13 protein-coding genes and 1 pseudogene are annotated in these 13344 nt (G+C 66.3%); 7 read left to right on the top strand and 7 right to left on the bottom strand.

Features of this window, described 5'->3' with window-relative positions; all coding sequences use genetic code 11:
- Positions 1 to 47: 47 nt before the first annotated feature.
- Together IT41_RS11490 and rsmI are read right to left on the bottom strand one after the other, a co-directional pair.
- Complete coding sequence (locus tag IT41_RS11490) at positions 48 to 461, bottom strand: YraN family protein (protein WP_081967539.1); 414 nt, start codon at positions 459 to 461, stop codon at positions 48 to 50.
- Positions 458 to 1366, bottom strand: a complete 909-nt coding sequence (rsmI, locus tag IT41_RS11485; RefSeq protein ID WP_036741417.1) for a 16S rRNA (cytidine(1402)-2'-O)-methyltransferase — start codon at positions 1364 to 1366, stop codon at positions 458 to 460. Before rsmI ends, IT41_RS11490 begins: the two co-directional genes overlap by 4 nt.
- A 113-nt stretch (positions 1367 to 1479) precedes the next feature.
- Here rsmI and IT41_RS11480 point away from each other — a divergent pair, with 113 nt between their 5' ends.
- From IT41_RS11480 to murJ, 3 genes are all read left to right on the top strand, one after another.
- The gene (locus IT41_RS11480; protein ID WP_036741414.1) at positions 1480 to 2682 is read left to right on the top strand and encodes a penicillin-binding protein activator; all 1203 of its coding nucleotides are present in this window, start codon (positions 1480 to 1482) and stop codon (positions 2680 to 2682) included.
- Between the two features lie 62 nt (positions 2683 to 2744).
- Positions 2745 to 5477 carry a [protein-PII] uridylyltransferase gene (locus IT41_RS11475; protein WP_139221620.1) on the top strand — a complete coding sequence of 911 codons (2733 nt, stop codon included), beginning with the start codon at positions 2745 to 2747 and terminating at the stop codon, positions 5475 to 5477.
- A gap of 34 nt (positions 5478 to 5511) precedes the next feature.
- Positions 5512 to 7056, top strand: coding sequence for a murein biosynthesis integral membrane protein MurJ (gene murJ / locus IT41_RS11470; RefSeq protein ID WP_036741410.1), 1545 nt, complete (start codon positions 5512 to 5514; stop codon positions 7054 to 7056).
- Here murJ and IT41_RS11465 read toward each other — a convergent pair.
- Entirely contained in the window at positions 7047 to 7760 is a 714-nt protein-coding gene (locus IT41_RS11465; RefSeq protein ID WP_036741408.1) for a rhomboid family intramembrane serine protease, read from the bottom strand. The genes murJ and IT41_RS11465 overlap by 10 nt on opposite strands.
- 85 nt (positions 7761 to 7845) lie before the next feature.
- Here IT41_RS11465 and trpS point away from each other — a divergent pair, with 85 nt between their 5' ends.
- Both trpS and bmt read left to right on the top strand, forming a co-directional pair.
- The gene (gene trpS, locus IT41_RS11460; RefSeq protein ID WP_036741406.1) at positions 7846 to 8865 is read left to right on the top strand and encodes a tryptophan--tRNA ligase; all 1020 of its coding nucleotides are present in this window, start codon (positions 7846 to 7848) and stop codon (positions 8863 to 8865) included.
- A gap of 71 nt (positions 8866 to 8936) precedes the next feature.
- Positions 8937 to 9908: a betaine--homocysteine S-methyltransferase gene (gene bmt / locus IT41_RS11455; protein WP_036741539.1), complete on the top strand. Its 972-nt coding sequence runs from the start codon at positions 8937 to 8939 to the stop codon at positions 9906 to 9908.
- Between the two features lie 16 nt (positions 9909 to 9924).
- On the opposite strand, the gene IT41_RS11450 is transcribed toward bmt, so the two are convergent.
- On the bottom strand, positions 9925 to 11007 hold the full coding sequence (locus IT41_RS11450; protein WP_036741404.1) for a PA0069 family radical SAM protein: 1083 nt from the start codon (positions 11005 to 11007) through the stop codon (positions 9925 to 9927).
- 164 nt (positions 11008 to 11171) lie between these two features.
- On the opposite strand from IT41_RS11450, the gene IT41_RS21295 reads away from it, so the two are divergent.
- Entirely contained in the window at positions 11172 to 11339 is a 168-nt protein-coding gene (locus IT41_RS21295) for a hypothetical protein (protein ID WP_175496384.1), read from the top strand.
- Between the two features lie 23 nt (positions 11340 to 11362).
- On the opposite strand, the gene IT41_RS11445 is transcribed toward IT41_RS21295, so the two are convergent.
- Positions 11363 to 11956 carry an HNH endonuclease gene (locus IT41_RS11445; protein WP_036741401.1) on the bottom strand — a complete coding sequence of 198 codons (594 nt, stop codon included), beginning with the start codon at positions 11954 to 11956 and terminating at the stop codon, positions 11363 to 11365.
- A gap of 140 nt (positions 11957 to 12096) precedes the next feature.
- Positions 12097 to 12417 (bottom strand): DMT family transporter, encoded by a 321-nt coding sequence (locus IT41_RS11440; protein ID WP_036741398.1) that lies wholly within the window; start codon positions 12415 to 12417, stop codon positions 12097 to 12099.
- A gap of 100 nt (positions 12418 to 12517) precedes the next feature.
- On the opposite strand from IT41_RS11440, the gene IT41_RS11435 reads away from it, so the two are divergent.
- Positions 12518 to 12937 (top strand): VOC family protein, encoded by a 420-nt coding sequence (locus IT41_RS11435; protein WP_036741536.1) that lies wholly within the window; start codon positions 12518 to 12520, stop codon positions 12935 to 12937.
- A gap of 183 nt (positions 12938 to 13120) precedes the next feature.
- Here the strand turns inward: IT41_RS11435 and IT41_RS22040 are convergent.
- Positions 13121 to 13344 (bottom strand): annotated as a pseudogene (locus IT41_RS22040) (hypothetical protein); the annotation flags it as partial.

Genomic DNA, 13344 nt, shown 5'->3' with positions numbered 1-13344 from the left:
ATGGGCGGAGTTCTGACCCGCGGCTGCCCGCTTTGCAAGATCACAAGTCAGTTTGCACCAAATGCGTTTTCGACGATTTCGATCCGGCCGAACCGATCCACCAGCGCCGCGTCAAAGCGCATCGCGGTCAGCAATCCAGCCGGCATCCGGCCACAGAATTCCAGCGCGGCGCTGCAAATTCGCATGATTTGCCGGCGGGTGATTCTTTCGGCGGCACGGTCATGGCTGCTGGATTTCTTGACCTCGACAAAGACATATTCCTCGCCCTGGCGCAGGATCAGGTCGATCTCTCCGCCCTGACCACGCCAGCGCTCGGCAATCACTTCGCATCCCCGATCCATATAGGCCCGCGCCACCGATTCCTCGGCCAGCCGCCCGGCCGACTGCGACACGCGGCCGCGCTGTACCCGCGCCTGGTCGGGCGACACCGGGGCGCCCCGGAAAGATCTCTCATGTCTCATTCGCGTTCCTTTTTCATGGCCAAAGCCAGCGCATAGACATCGCGGCGCGGCACGCCGCAGCGGCTCGCGACCTGGGCCGCGGCCTCCCTGACGGAAAACCGCCCCAGCAAGCCCGACAGGGCCTCACGCAGCGCCTGCTCATCGGCTGGCTCGGCCTCCGGGCGGCCGAACAGGACGACAATTTCGCCCCGCAGCCCCTGTTCGGGAATTTGTTCCAGCAATTCCGCCGCCGTGCCCCGCATCACCTCTTCGAATTTCTTGGTCAGTTCCCGGCAGATCACCGTAGCTCGATTCGCCTCAGCCTCGCAGATATCTTCCAATAATTGTTTAACGCGCCGGGGGCTTTCAAAGACGATCACCGTCGCCTCGACATCACGCCAGCCGGCGATCCATTTGCGTCGCGCGCCCGCGGCCGCAGGCGGAAAGCCGACGAAAAGAAAGCGATCGCTGGGCAAGCCCGAAACCGACAGGGCGACCAGCGCGGCCGAGGGGCCGGGCAAGGCCCGGACCGAAAAGCCCGCCTCGGCCGCGTCCCGCGCCAGACGGTAGCCGGGATCGGCCACCAGCGGGGTTCCCGCATCCGACGCGTAGCCGACCGATTTGCCATCGGCCAGCGCGGCCAGGATCGCCGGACGCTGCCGCTCGGCATTGTGGTCGTGATACGCGATGATCCGCCGACCGCGCAGGTGAATGCCATGAATATCCATCAGGTGGCGCAGCCGGCGCGTGTCCTCGGCGGCCAGGACATCGGCGGTGTTGAGCAGGTCCAGCGCCCGCAATGTGATGTCCCGCGCGCTGCCGATCGGGGTTGCCACCAGATAAAGCCCCGGCTCGGGCGCGGTCACATCGACGCTCAGCGACAGCGGTCGCGCGCCCGTCCCGGTTGTGCTGGCGCTGTCTTCCATGTCGTCTCCTTGTTGCTGCGACCGCCGGCGCGCGGGCAAGTTGCCATGTCCCGCTTATGCCAATAACCTGCCCTCGACGACACCCCAGCCTCGAGACCACAGGGAATCACGCCATGACCGTCCTTACAACGATCCGCGGCGCTTTCGAACTGCGCCGACCGCTTGCCCGCGTCGGAGCCGTCCTATCGGCGTTGACACTGGCCGCCTGCGCCCCTCTGGGAGAGGGCGCGACCGGCCCCCAGACCGGCCAGATGATCGATCCCTCGCAGCCCGTCCGGGTGGCGATGCTGGTCCCTTCGGGAACCGGTGATGCCGATCTGGACTGGCTCGCCCGCTCGCTGAGCAATTCCGCCAAGATGGCCATGGCCGACGCCCAGGGCGCGACCATCGACCTGCGCGTCTATTCCGTCGGCTCGGACCCGGCGGCGGCTGCGGCCACGGCCAATCAGGCGGTGGACGAGGGCGCCGGGATCATCCTTGGTCCGCTATTCGCCGACAGCGCCAATGCCGTGGGCAACGCAATGGCGCCCCGGGGCGTGAACGTGCTGTCATTCTCCAACAATACCGATATCGCGGGCGGCAATGTCTTCGTGCTGGGCAATACCTTCGACAATGTCGCGAACCGATTGGTGAAATACGGTGTCCGCAACGGCAAGCGGCGCATCCTGCTGGTGGCCGAGGATGACACCGCCGGTCAAGTCGGCGCCCGCGCCATCGAGCGGGCCATCCAGAGCAACGGCGCGACGCTGGCGGGCACGGCGATCCACCCGCTGTCGAAACAGGGGATCGACGGGATCATCCCGAATGTCAGCCAGGCCGCGCTCTCGGGCAATGTCGATGCGGTTTTCCTGACCGCTAATCAGGGCGCCGTGCTGCCCTATCTGACCGACAGCCTGGCCGATGCCGGCGTGACCTCGGCCACAGTGCAGATGATGGGGCTGACCCGCTGGGACCAGCCCTCGGCCAGGCTGCAACTGCGCGGCGTGCAGGGCGGCTGGTTCGCCATTCCCGACACCACCATGGCGGCGCAGTTCGAGCAGCGCTACCGCTCGCTCTACGGCGAGGCGCCGCATGGGCTGGGCTCGCTCGGTTATGACGGGGTGGCGGCCATCGCGGCGCTGGTCCGCGCCGGCAAGCGCAATGCGCTGACCACCTCGGGGCTGACGCAGAATGCCGGTTTCGCCGGCATCTCGGGCGCGTTCCGCCTGCGCCGCGACGGCAGCAACGAGCGGGCATTGGCGGTGGCCACCATCCGCAACGGCCAGGCGGTCATTCTGGATCCCGCGCCGCGCAGCTTCAGCGGGTTCGGGTTCTGATCTTGGGCGCGGTCAGTACCGACCAGCCGCAGCAAAGCGCCCCGGCCCTGCCCGGGGCGCATATGCTGTTCGCAGCCGAAACCTTTCTGCCATACCTGACCGAGGCGCTCGGCGATATTACCGAGCCGCGCGCCATCCGGGCGAAAACCGTCGAGATCGTCGGCAAGGCGCGCGCCGATGCCATTGACGATATCGCCGCGGGCTTCATGTCGCATCCCCGCGCCGCGCGCGAAACGGTGCGCGCCATCGCCAGCCTGACCGACGCCACGGTGACCGCGATTCACCATGTCGCGACCACGATCCTGCACCCGCTTCCCAGCCCCACCGATGCCGAGCGGCTGGCCGTTCTGGCCATCGGCGGCTATGGCCGCGCCGAAATGGCCCCGCAATCGGATGTGGACCTGCTGTTCCTGACGCCGTGGAAAATCCGCGGCTGGACCGAAAGCGTCGTGGAATCGATGCTCTACATGCTGTGGGACCTGAAGATGAAGATCGGGCAGGCCACCCGCACGGTCGATGACTGCATCCGGCTGGGCGCCGAGGACATGACCATCCGCACTAGCCTGCTCGAGCACCGTCTGGTCTGCGGTCATGCCCATACCGCCGAGACATTGCGCGACCGCCTGTGGTCCGAACTGTTCGACAACTCGATCCCCGAATTCATCGAGGCCAAGCTGGCCGAGCGCGCCGAGCGCCATCGCCGCCAGGGCGGTCAGCGCTATGTGCTCGAACCCAACGTGAAAGAGGGCAAGGGCGGGCTGCGCGACCTGCAGACGCTCTACTGGATCGCGAAATACATCCATCGCGTGGATCGCGCCGTGGAACTGGTCGATCTGGGATTCTTTACCCGCGAGGAACACCTGACCTTCTGGCAGGCCGAGGATTTCCTCTGGGCGGTGCGCTGCCATCTGCACCTGATCGCCGGGCGCAGCGCCGATCAGCTGACGTTCGATATGCAGGTCGCGGTGGCCGGGCGCATGGGCTATCGCGATCGCGGCGGGCGGCGGGCCGTCGAGATCTTCATGCAGGATTACTTCCTGCACGCGACCCGGGTGGGCGAACTGACCCGCGTCTTTCTGGTCGCGCTCGAGGCGCGCCACCTCTACCGGGCGCCGATCATCAACCGGCTGTTCCAGCGCCGCCGACGCCTGCGGCCCGGCTTTCGCATGGATCGCGGCCGGCTCAGCTTCACCGACGAACGGGAATTCCTGTCCGATCCGCTGAACGTGCTGCGCCTGTTCGAAGAGGGGCTGCGCACCGGCATCCTGATCCACCCCGAGGCCATGCGCGCCGTGACCTCGAATCTGGACATGATCGACGATGGCATGCGCTCGAACCCCGAGGGGGTACGGATCTTTCTCGACCTGCTGCTGAAACACGGCAATCCGGAACGCGCGCTGCGGCGGATGAACGAACTGGGCGTGCTGGCGGCCTTTATCCCCGAATTCGCGCCGGTCGTGGCGATGATGCAGTTCAACGTCTATCACCATTACACCGTGGACGAGCACCTGATCCAATGCGTCGTCGCGCTGGCGGATATCGAGCGCGGCGCCGAGGGCGAGGACCTGCCCGTGGTCACCGGAATCATGGCCGGCAAGGTCAACCGCAGGGTCATCTACCTGGCGGTGCTTCTGCACGATATCGGCAAGGGCCGGAGCGAGGATCACTCGATCCTCGGCGCCAGGATCGCGCGGCGCATCTGCACCCGCTTCGGCCTGCCCGCCGACGAGATCGAGACCATCGAATGGCTGATCCGCAACCATCTGCTGATGTCCGACGTGGCGCAGAAACGCGACATCGCCGACCCCCGGGTGCTGCGCGATTTCGCCAAGGCGGTAAAGACCAAGAAACGGCTCGACCTGCTGCTGGTGCTGACCGTCTGCGACATTCGCGGCGTCGGCCCCGGCACCTGGAACAACTGGAAGGCCATGCTGCTGCGCAGATTGCACAGCGAGGCCACGGCGGCGCTGGAAAACGGGCTGGAGGAAATCAACCGCGAGCAGCGCACCGGCGAGGGCAAGCGCTCGCTGCGCCATCTGCTGAGCGCGCGGGGATGGGAGCCAAGGGCGATCAAGGCGGAACTGTCGCGGCATTATGACAGCTACTGGACGGGCCTGCCGACCGATACGCAATTCGTCTTTGCCGAGATGCTGGCCGGGCTGGACGGCGACGATTTCCGCATCGACCTGCATCCCGACCACGATCGCGACGCGACGCGGGCAGCCTTTGTGCTGGCCGACCATCCGGGCCTGTTCTCGCGGCTGGCGGGGGCGCTGGCGCTGGTCGGCGCCAATATCGTCGATGCGCGCACCTATACCACCCGGGACGGCTTCGCGACCGCCGTGTTCTGGCTGCAGGACAGCGACGGCCACCCCTATTCCGCCGACCGGCTGCCGCGGCTGCGCAAGATGATCCAGCGCACCCTGCGCGGCGAGATCGTCGCCCGCGACGAACTGGCCGGCCGCGACAAGCCCCGAAAACGCGAGCGCGCATTCCGCTTTCCGACCCATATCATCTTCGATAACGAAGGCAGCGACGTCTATACCGTGATCGAGGTCGATACGCGCGACCGCCCCGGCCTGCTTTACGATCTGACCCGGACCCTGGCCGACAACCATATCCAGATCGCCAGCGCGGTCATCGCCACCTTCGGCGCGCAGGTCGTCGACACGTTCTACGTCAAGGACATGTTCGGGCTGAAACTGCATCAGGCGCAAAAGCGCGAATCGCTGGAGAAGAAACTGCGCCAGGCGATCAAGGACGGGGCCGAGCGCGCCGAACGCGCCGGGGGCTGAGGCGAGCGCCTTCAGGGGACACGAAAAGACCAGCATGAAACCGATCAGACTTATCCGCGGCTTTCTTTCCGTCGGGGCCTGGACATTGGCCAGCCGCGTGGTGGGCTTTGTCCGCGACGTGATGATCGCCGCCTATCTGGGCACCGGCCCGGTGGCGCAGGCCTATATCGTGGCCTTCACCCTGCCCAACATGTTCCGTCGATTCTTTGCCGAAGGCGCCTTCAACACCGCCTTCGTGCCGATGTTCGCCAAGCGGCTGGAGGCGGGCGAGGATCCGCGCGGTTTCGCCGAACAGGCATTCTCGGGGCTCGCCTTCGTGGTGCTGCTCGTCTCGGTCATCGCGAATTTCGCCATGCCGTGGCTGGTCTTTCTTCAGGCCGCCGGCTTTCGGGGCGACGCGCGTTTCGATCTGGCTGTCACCTATGGCCGCATCTGTTTTCCCTATATCCTGTTCATCTCGCTGACCGCGCTCCTGTCGGGGCTGCTGAACGCGGGCGGGCGCTTCATCGCCGCCGCCGCCGCGCCGGTGCTGATGAACTTCATCCTGATCGCGGCCATGCTGCTGGCCGATCGCTTCGGCTGGGACATGGGGCTGGCCATGGCCTGGTCCACGCCGGTCTCGGGCATCGCGCAGCTCGTCTGCGTCTGGTGGGCGGCCAAGCGCATGGGCTTCCCGCTGCGCCTGCACCGGCCGCGCCTGTCGCCCGAGATGAGGCGCCTGCTGGCGGTGGCCGCGCCCGCCGTGCTGGCCGGCGGCGTGGTGCAGATCAACCTTCTGGTCGGGCGGCAGGTGGGGTCGTTCTTTGACGGCGCCATTGCCTGGCTGACCAATGCCGACAGGCTTTACCAGCTGCCGCTGGGCGTGGTCGGCATCGCCATCGGCATCGTGCTGCTGCCCGATATCTCGCGCCGGCTCAAGGCGGGCGATACCGATGGCGGCCGCAATGCCTATAACCGGGCTACCGAATTCGCGCTGTTCCTGACCGTGCCCGCCGCCGTGGCGCTGGTCATGGCCAGCTATCCGCTGATCTCGGTGCTGTTCATGCGCGGCGCCTTTCTGGAAAGCGATGTCGGCCCGACCGCGCTGGCGCTGGCGATCTATGGCGCGGGCCTGCCGGCATTCGTGCTGCAAAAGGTGCTGCAACCGCTCTATTTCGCGCGCGAGGACACGCGCAGCCCGTTCCGCTTTGCCCTGGGTGCGATGCTGGTGAATGCGCTGGTCGCCCTGGGGCTGGCGCCGCTGATCGGCTTTTCCGCCGCCGCCCTTGGCACCACCGTCGCGGGCTGGACCATGGCCGCGCAGCTCTGGCTGGGCAGCCGCCGCTTTGGCGAGGCGGCGCGGCCGGACAGCCGGCTCAGGCGGCGCCTGCCCCGCATCCTTGTCGCCTCGCTGGTCATGGGCGCGGCGATCTGGCTCATCAAGCTGGGGCTGGGCGACATGCTTTACACGCCGCGCATGCGCTATGCGGCGCTGGCCGCGCTGGTCCTTGGCGGCATGGCCTGTTACGGCATGGCGGCCATCGCGCTTGGCGCGATCCGTGCCTCGGACCTGCGCGCCGGGCTGCGGCGTCAGCGCTGACGGATCTGGCGCATCACCCGCGCGATGCCGCCCGGCACCAGCACGAAGGACAACAGGAATCCGCAGCCGAAGCCCGCGATCTCGGCGATCCAGGTCAGGCTGCCATCCTGAAAGATGATGCCAAAGACCAGCTGGAACAGCAGCAGCATGCCGATCAGCGTGAAGGCCCGCATCCGGTTGGCGTTCTGCTGCCCGAGTCGCGTCCAGAGCAGAAAGGTAAAGGCGCCGACAAAGCCGTAGACCGCCGGATAACCGCCGATCAGCGGCTGGAACCGGACCTGCGGCAAGACCCCCGCGGCCAGCGTGTAGATCAGCGCGCCGCCGATGGCCGAGCCGAAAAACAGCGCCAGAACCGCCCAGGGCCGGAACTGGCTTGCGATCAGGTTGCCAAGCGCCAGGATGAAGACGATGACGAACAGCGCATGGGTGATCGACAGATGGACAAAGGCATAGGTCAGGATGCGCCAGCCCTGATCCAGCGTGACTATCCCCAGTTGCCACAACCGCAGCACGAATTCGGGAACATAGGCCGCGCGCTCGGCCACGATCTGGCGCAGCGCGAGCCCGGCGCCGGGCTGGCCGCCGCCCAGAAAACCGATCTGGCCCAGCCCGAAATAGGCCTCGCAGGCGATCATCGGCAGGACCAGCGCCCAGATCACGGGCGGCACGGGGTTCAGGGGCGATTCATCGTAACCGGGGCGCATCTTGCTTCCTCGTCTGGTTGGGCTGTTGCGCCCGGACGGGGCAAGGGGTAAGCCAGCGGCCGGGATTTTCCAAGCAGGTAGTACCATGACGACGAGCTTCGCCCCCCGCATTTTCTCCGGCATCCAGCCCTCAGGGGGGTTGACGCTGGGCAATTACCTGGGCGCGCTCAAGCGTTTCGCCGAATATCAGGGCAAGGGCGCCGAGACCATCTATTGCGTCGTCGACCTGCATGCGATCACCGTCTGGCAGGAGCCGGAAAAGCTGCGCCACAACACGCGCGAGGTGGCGGCGGCTTTCATGGCCTCGGGGGTGGATCCGGCGCAATCGGTGCTGTTCAACCAGAGCCAGGTCACCCAGCATGCGGAACTGGCCTGGCTGTTCAACACGGTGGCGCGGGTCGGCTGGATGTACCGGATGACCCAGTTCAAGGACAAGGCCGGCAAGAACAGCGAGAACTCGAGCCTTGGCCTCCTGGCCTATCCCTCGCTGATGGCGGCCGATATCCTGGCCTATCACGCCACCGCCGTCCCGGTGGGCGAGGATCAGAAGCAGCATCTGGAACTGACCCGCGACATCGCCGCCAAGTTCAACCACGATTACGGCGTCGAGTTCTTCCCGATCACCGAGCCGCTGATCGAGGGCACGGCGACCCGCGTCATGTCGCTGCGCGACGGCAGCAAGAAGATGTCGAAATCCGACCCTTCGGATGCGGCGCGGATCAACCTGACCGACGATGCCGATGCCATCGCCCAGAAGATCCGCAAGGCGCGCACCGATGCCGAACCCCTGCCCGGCAGCATGGAGGGGCTGAAGGACCGCCCCGAGGCCCGCAATCTGGTGAACATCTATGCCGCCCTGTCCGGCGAGACGGGCGACATGATCCTGTCGCGTTTCGAGGGTCAGGGCTTCGGCGCCTTCAAGCCTGCCCTGGCCGAGGTCGCGGTCGAGGTGCTGGCGCCGATCACCGCCAGGATGAGCGAATTCATGGCCGACCCGGCCGAGATCGACCGGATCCTGGGCGAAGGCGCCGTGCGAGCAACAGCCATCGCCCGGCCTGTCGTCGAGCGGACCAAGGAAATCATGGGCATGATCCGGTCGCGCTGAACGGCGCGCCTGCCGATCGAATACCGGCTGCCCTGCACCCGGCGCCGGCCTGCATTGAAAGGATGGCCAGCATGACCAATCAACTGTCCCGGATGCTTGGCGAACGGCCCTGGCTGCTGGCCGATGGCGCGATGGGCACCAATCTTTACAATATGGGGCTGGTCCATGGGCAGGCGCCGGATCTGTGGAACGATTCCCATCCCGACAAGGTGCGCGGCCTGCACCGGCAGATGATCGCCTCGGGCGCCGATATCATCCTGACGAACAGTTTCGGCGGCAATGCCCGCCGGCTGCGCGTGTCGGGCGCCGAGAGCCGGGTGGCCGAGGTGAACCTGGGCGCCGCCCGGCTTGCCCGCGAGGCGGTCGCGGCTTCGGGCCGGGCGGTGATCGTGGCCGGCTCGATGGGGCCGACCGGCGAGATCATGACCCCGGTCGGCCATCTGACCGAGACAGAGGCCACCGAGATATTCACCGAACAGGCGCAGGCGCTGAAGCGCGGCGGCGCGGATATCCTCTGGGTCGAAACCGTCAGCGCCATCGAGGAAATGCGTGCCGCGGCGCGCGCCGCCCAGACCGTGGGCCTGCCGTGGTGCGGCATGATGAGCTTTGAGCCGGGCGGCCGCAGCATGATGGGGGTAAGCCCGGCGCAGCTGGGCGCGCTCATTGATCGCCTGCCTTATCCGCCGCTGGCCTATGGCGCGAATTGCGGCACGGGTCCGGCCGAGCTGCTGCTGGCGCTGTCGGGATTCGCCGCCTCGGGCAACGAGCGGCCGCTGATCGCCAAGCCCAATGCCGGCGTGCCGCGCTATCACGATGACGGGCTGCTTTACGATGCCACGCCCGAAGTCATGGCCGAATTCGCGGTGCTGGCGCGCGACATGGGCGTGCGGATCATCGGCGGCTGCTGCGGCACGACCCCGGCGCATCTGGCGGCGATGCGCGATGCTCTGATCCGCGCCCCGCGCGGCCCGCGTCCCAGCACCGAGACGATCATGGCCCGGATCGCGGCGGCCATGGCGGCAAGCGGCCCCTCGGACGAATGAAACGGCCGCGTCCGAATCAGAACAGCGCCAGCTGATCGCCTGTTCGCGGCGGCGGCGCGAAGCGGCTGCAATCCAGCGCCTCGACCCCGCCGGCCAGCCCCAGCCGTTTGCGCGCCAGCCGAAAGCGCTGCCGCAGCAGATCGGCCTCGATCCCCTCGCCGCGCATGCGGGTGCCGAAACGCGGATCGTTGTCCCGGCCGCCGCGCATCGCCTGAACGCGCGCCATGACATGGGCCGCCTTGCCGGGGTGGTGGCGCTCCAGCCAGTCGCGAAACAGCGGCGCGACCTCAAGCGGCAGGCGCAGCGGGATCATGCTCGCCGCGGTAGCCCCGGCTTCGCGCGCGGCCTGCATGATGCGCTCGAGCTCGGGCTCGGTCAGCACCGGGATGACCGGGGCGACCATGACCCGGACCGGCACCCCCGCCCCGGCCAGCGCCCGGATCATGCGCAGCCGTGTCGCGGGCGCCGGCGCGCGCGGCTCGAGCTGGCGGGCCAGCGCGGCGTCCAGCGTGGTGATCGAGACCCCCGCCGCCACCTGCCCCCGGCCCGCCATCGCGCCCAGCAGATCCAGATCGCGCATCACCGTCGCGCCGCGCGTCACAAGGCTGAGCGGATGGTTCCAGTCATGCAGCACCTGCAGACAGCCGCGCATGATGCCCAGCTGCGATTCGACCGGCTGGTAAGGATCTGTATTGGTGCCGAAGGCGATCGGCGCCACCGCATAACCGGGCCGGCCGATCTGCGCCGCGAGCAGTTCGGCGGCATTGGGCTTGGCGGTGATCTTCGTCTCGAAATCCAGCCCCGGCGACAGCCCAAGATAGGCGTGCGAGGGCCGCGCGAAACAATAGATGCAGCCATGTTCGCAACCCCGATAGGGATTGACCGAACGATCAAAGGGAATGTCGGGTGACCTGTTGCGGCTGATGATCGAGCGCCCGCGCTCATGCGTCACCTCGGTCCGCAGCAGCGATGGCTCGGCCGGGATGTCCCAGCCGTCATGCTCGCGCTCGGTCCGATAGGGCTCGAACCGGGCCGCGGGGCGCGTGTCGGCGCCCCGCGCGCGCAGGATTTCATCCGGGTCGCGGGGTGGCAGGGTCATTCGCCCAGATTAGAACATTTAGCGAACACTGGCTATGGCAATCCCGCCGCTTCCGCTGCGTTACATGGGATTTTTCGCGCTTTCTCGGCGGGTCCGCGCCAAATCGGCCAAAGGGGTCTTTTCGCCCCCGGCAACAAAGGCCATATTGGGCGCAGGAGGACGTCATGCCGCTGCCACATTTCCTGTTGCTGATTCTGGTCGTGATTCTGGCCGCCGGAGTGACGATCTGGATGGCCAATGCGGCGGGGATTCCCCTGTTCGCGCTTGGCCTTGTGGCCTTGCTGGCCGCGGCGCTCGTGCATCTGAGCGCGCGTGACCATCACAAGCATTAGCGTTTCGCCCGCAGCAGCGGCTATCAGCTTTCCAGTTCGGTATCCCAGTAAAGAAAATCCATCCAGCTTTCATGCAGGTGGTTCGGCGGAAAGCGCCGGCCGACCGCGTGCATTTCCTCGGGCATGGGGCGGCGCGGCGGACGGCGCAGCTTCAGCCCGGAATTGCGCAGAGACTTGTTGGCCTTTTTCAGATTGCAGGGCGAACAGGCGGCAACCACGTTTTCCCAGCTGGTGATTCCGCCGCGCGAGCGCGGGATGACATGGTCAAAGGTCAGGTCCCCCTTCGCGCCGCAATACTGGCAGCAGAATTCGTCCCGCAGAAAAAGATTGAAGCGCGTGAATGCCACGCGCTTCTGGGGTTTTACGAAATCTTTCAGTACCACCACCGAGGGGATGCGTATCGAATGCCTCTGGCTTCGCACCACCTCGTCATATTCGGCGATGATCTGGACCCGCTCCAGAAACACCGCCTTGACCGCCTCCTGCCAGGGCCAGAGCGATAGCGGGTAGTAGCTGAGCGGGCGGAAATCCGCGTTGAGCACAAGCGCCGGGTGTTGCCGCAACCCTGCCGGCTCACGCACGAATTGGGTTCTGAAATCACCTTGGTCGTCGAGCATCGACCCTCACTTACCTAGCCCGGAACATGTCGGCAATCATGCGCACAACTATATATGGCGGCTGACGACTGACAAGTCCCCGAATGTATGCCTGTGGATGAAATATCCGTCAGGCGTGACAGGGGCGTGACAACCCGCGACTAATGTGGCGAGGCGAGTTTCATCAGCAGCAGGCCGGTCACGATCAGCGCCGCCGCGATCAGCCGCATGATATCGACGGATTCGCCCAGAATGGTGATGCCCAGCACAAAGGCCCCCACCGCGCCGATCCCGGTCCAGATGACATAGGCCGTGCCCAGGGGCAGCACCTTCATCGACAGCGACAGGAACCAGAAACTGGCCACCGTGCCGACCAGGGTCACGACGGTCGGACCGGGGCGGGTAAACCCCTCGGAGAGTTTCATCGAATAGGCCCAGACAATCTCGAGAATGCCGGCCACGCCCAGATAGACCCACGCCATTACGCGCACTCCTGATGTTGTTCGGCGCCATCTTTCCCGGGGCGCGCGGATGGTCAAGCGGGACTCGCCTTCCGCTCGGCTTGCTGTCAGGATGGTGGCCATGACGCAACCGCCGCCGCTGCTGGGCACGCTGGAATCGGCGCTTTATGCCGAGGATCTGGAGGCTGCCGCCCGTTTCTGGACCGAGATCATCGGCCTGCCCGAGATTGCGCGGGTGCCGGGCCGGCATGTGTTTTTCCGCTGCGGCGCGCAGGTTCTGCTGGTTTTTCGCGCCGAAGCCACGCGGCAGGCGCCGCGCGAGGATGCAAGGCTACCGGTCCCGCCGCATGGCACGACCGGCGCCGGACATTTCTGCATGGCGGCGGCGCCGGAAGCCTTCGACGCCTGGCGCAGCCATCTGGAAAAGGCGGGCATCGAGATCGAGGCGGATTTCACCTGGCCCCAGGGCGGCAGGTCGCTTTATTTTCGCGACCCGGCCGGAAATTCGATCGAGCTTGCGGATCCCGCAATCTGGGCGTGATCAGCGTTTCGCGCGGACGGCGACGCGCTGCGGGCGCATCCGCGCGCCATGCGCGGCCATCAGGGCGACCGGAACCAGGACCAGTGCAGTCAACCAGATCAAGCTCATGCGGTATCTCCTCGGCAGGTTCCCCAGAAAGGTAGGGTCCGGTTTCGCGACCGCAACCCCGCTGGATCGGAAACGTCACGTTTTTTCGGCGAACCGCTCTTTCAGAAAGCTCAGCGCGACCGACAGCCCGTCGGGCGAAATGCCATGCCCCGTGCCCTTCATGACATGGCCATAAAGCGTTTTGCATTTAATCTGAGGCATATCCGGCAGCTTTGAGGAAGTTCCAGCATTCGTCTGGATGGAACATGTCACAGATGTCACCAAGGGCTTCGAACAAGGCATCAAAGGTTCTGGCGCCG

The sequence above is a fragment of the Paracoccus halophilus genome (assembly GCF_000763905.1).
In the GTDB taxonomy this organism is placed as follows: domain Bacteria; phylum Pseudomonadota; class Alphaproteobacteria; order Rhodobacterales; family Rhodobacteraceae; genus Paracoccus; species Paracoccus halophilus.
Note: the sequence above shows the minus strand (reverse complement) of the source record. Positions and strands in the feature narration are given on the sequence as shown.

Coding starts and splice junctions, on each gene's coding strand:
- IT41_RS11490 (WP_081967539.1), bottom strand. CDS start 461: ATGAGACATGAGAGATCTTTCCGGGGCGCCCCGGTGTCGCCCGACCAG.
- rsmI (WP_036741417.1), bottom strand. CDS start 1,366: ATGGAAGACAGCGCCAGCACAACCGGGACGGGCGCGCGACCGCTGTCG.
- IT41_RS11480 (WP_036741414.1), top strand. CDS start 1,480: ATGACCGTCCTTACAACGATCCGCGGCGCTTTCGAACTGCGCCGACCG.
- IT41_RS11475 (WP_139221620.1), top strand. CDS start 2,745: ATGCTGTTCGCAGCCGAAACCTTTCTGCCATACCTGACCGAGGCGCTC.
- murJ (WP_036741410.1), top strand. CDS start 5,512: ATGAAACCGATCAGACTTATCCGCGGCTTTCTTTCCGTCGGGGCCTGG.
- IT41_RS11465 (WP_036741408.1), bottom strand. CDS start 7,760: ATGCGCCCCGGTTACGATGAATCGCCCCTGAACCCCGTGCCGCCCGTG.
- trpS (WP_036741406.1), top strand. CDS start 7,846: ATGACGACGAGCTTCGCCCCCCGCATTTTCTCCGGCATCCAGCCCTCA.
- bmt (WP_036741539.1), top strand. CDS start 8,937: ATGACCAATCAACTGTCCCGGATGCTTGGCGAACGGCCCTGGCTGCTG.
- IT41_RS11450 (WP_036741404.1), bottom strand. CDS start 11,007: ATGACCCTGCCACCCCGCGACCCGGATGAAATCCTGCGCGCGCGGGGC.
- IT41_RS21295 (WP_175496384.1), top strand. CDS start 11,172: ATGCCGCTGCCACATTTCCTGTTGCTGATTCTGGTCGTGATTCTGGCC.
- IT41_RS11445 (WP_036741401.1), bottom strand. CDS start 11,956: ATGCTCGACGACCAAGGTGATTTCAGAACCCAATTCGTGCGTGAGCCG.
- IT41_RS11440 (WP_036741398.1), bottom strand. CDS start 12,417: ATGGCGTGGGTCTATCTGGGCGTGGCCGGCATTCTCGAGATTGTCTGG.
- IT41_RS11435 (WP_036741536.1), top strand. CDS start 12,518: ATGACGCAACCGCCGCCGCTGCTGGGCACGCTGGAATCGGCGCTTTAT.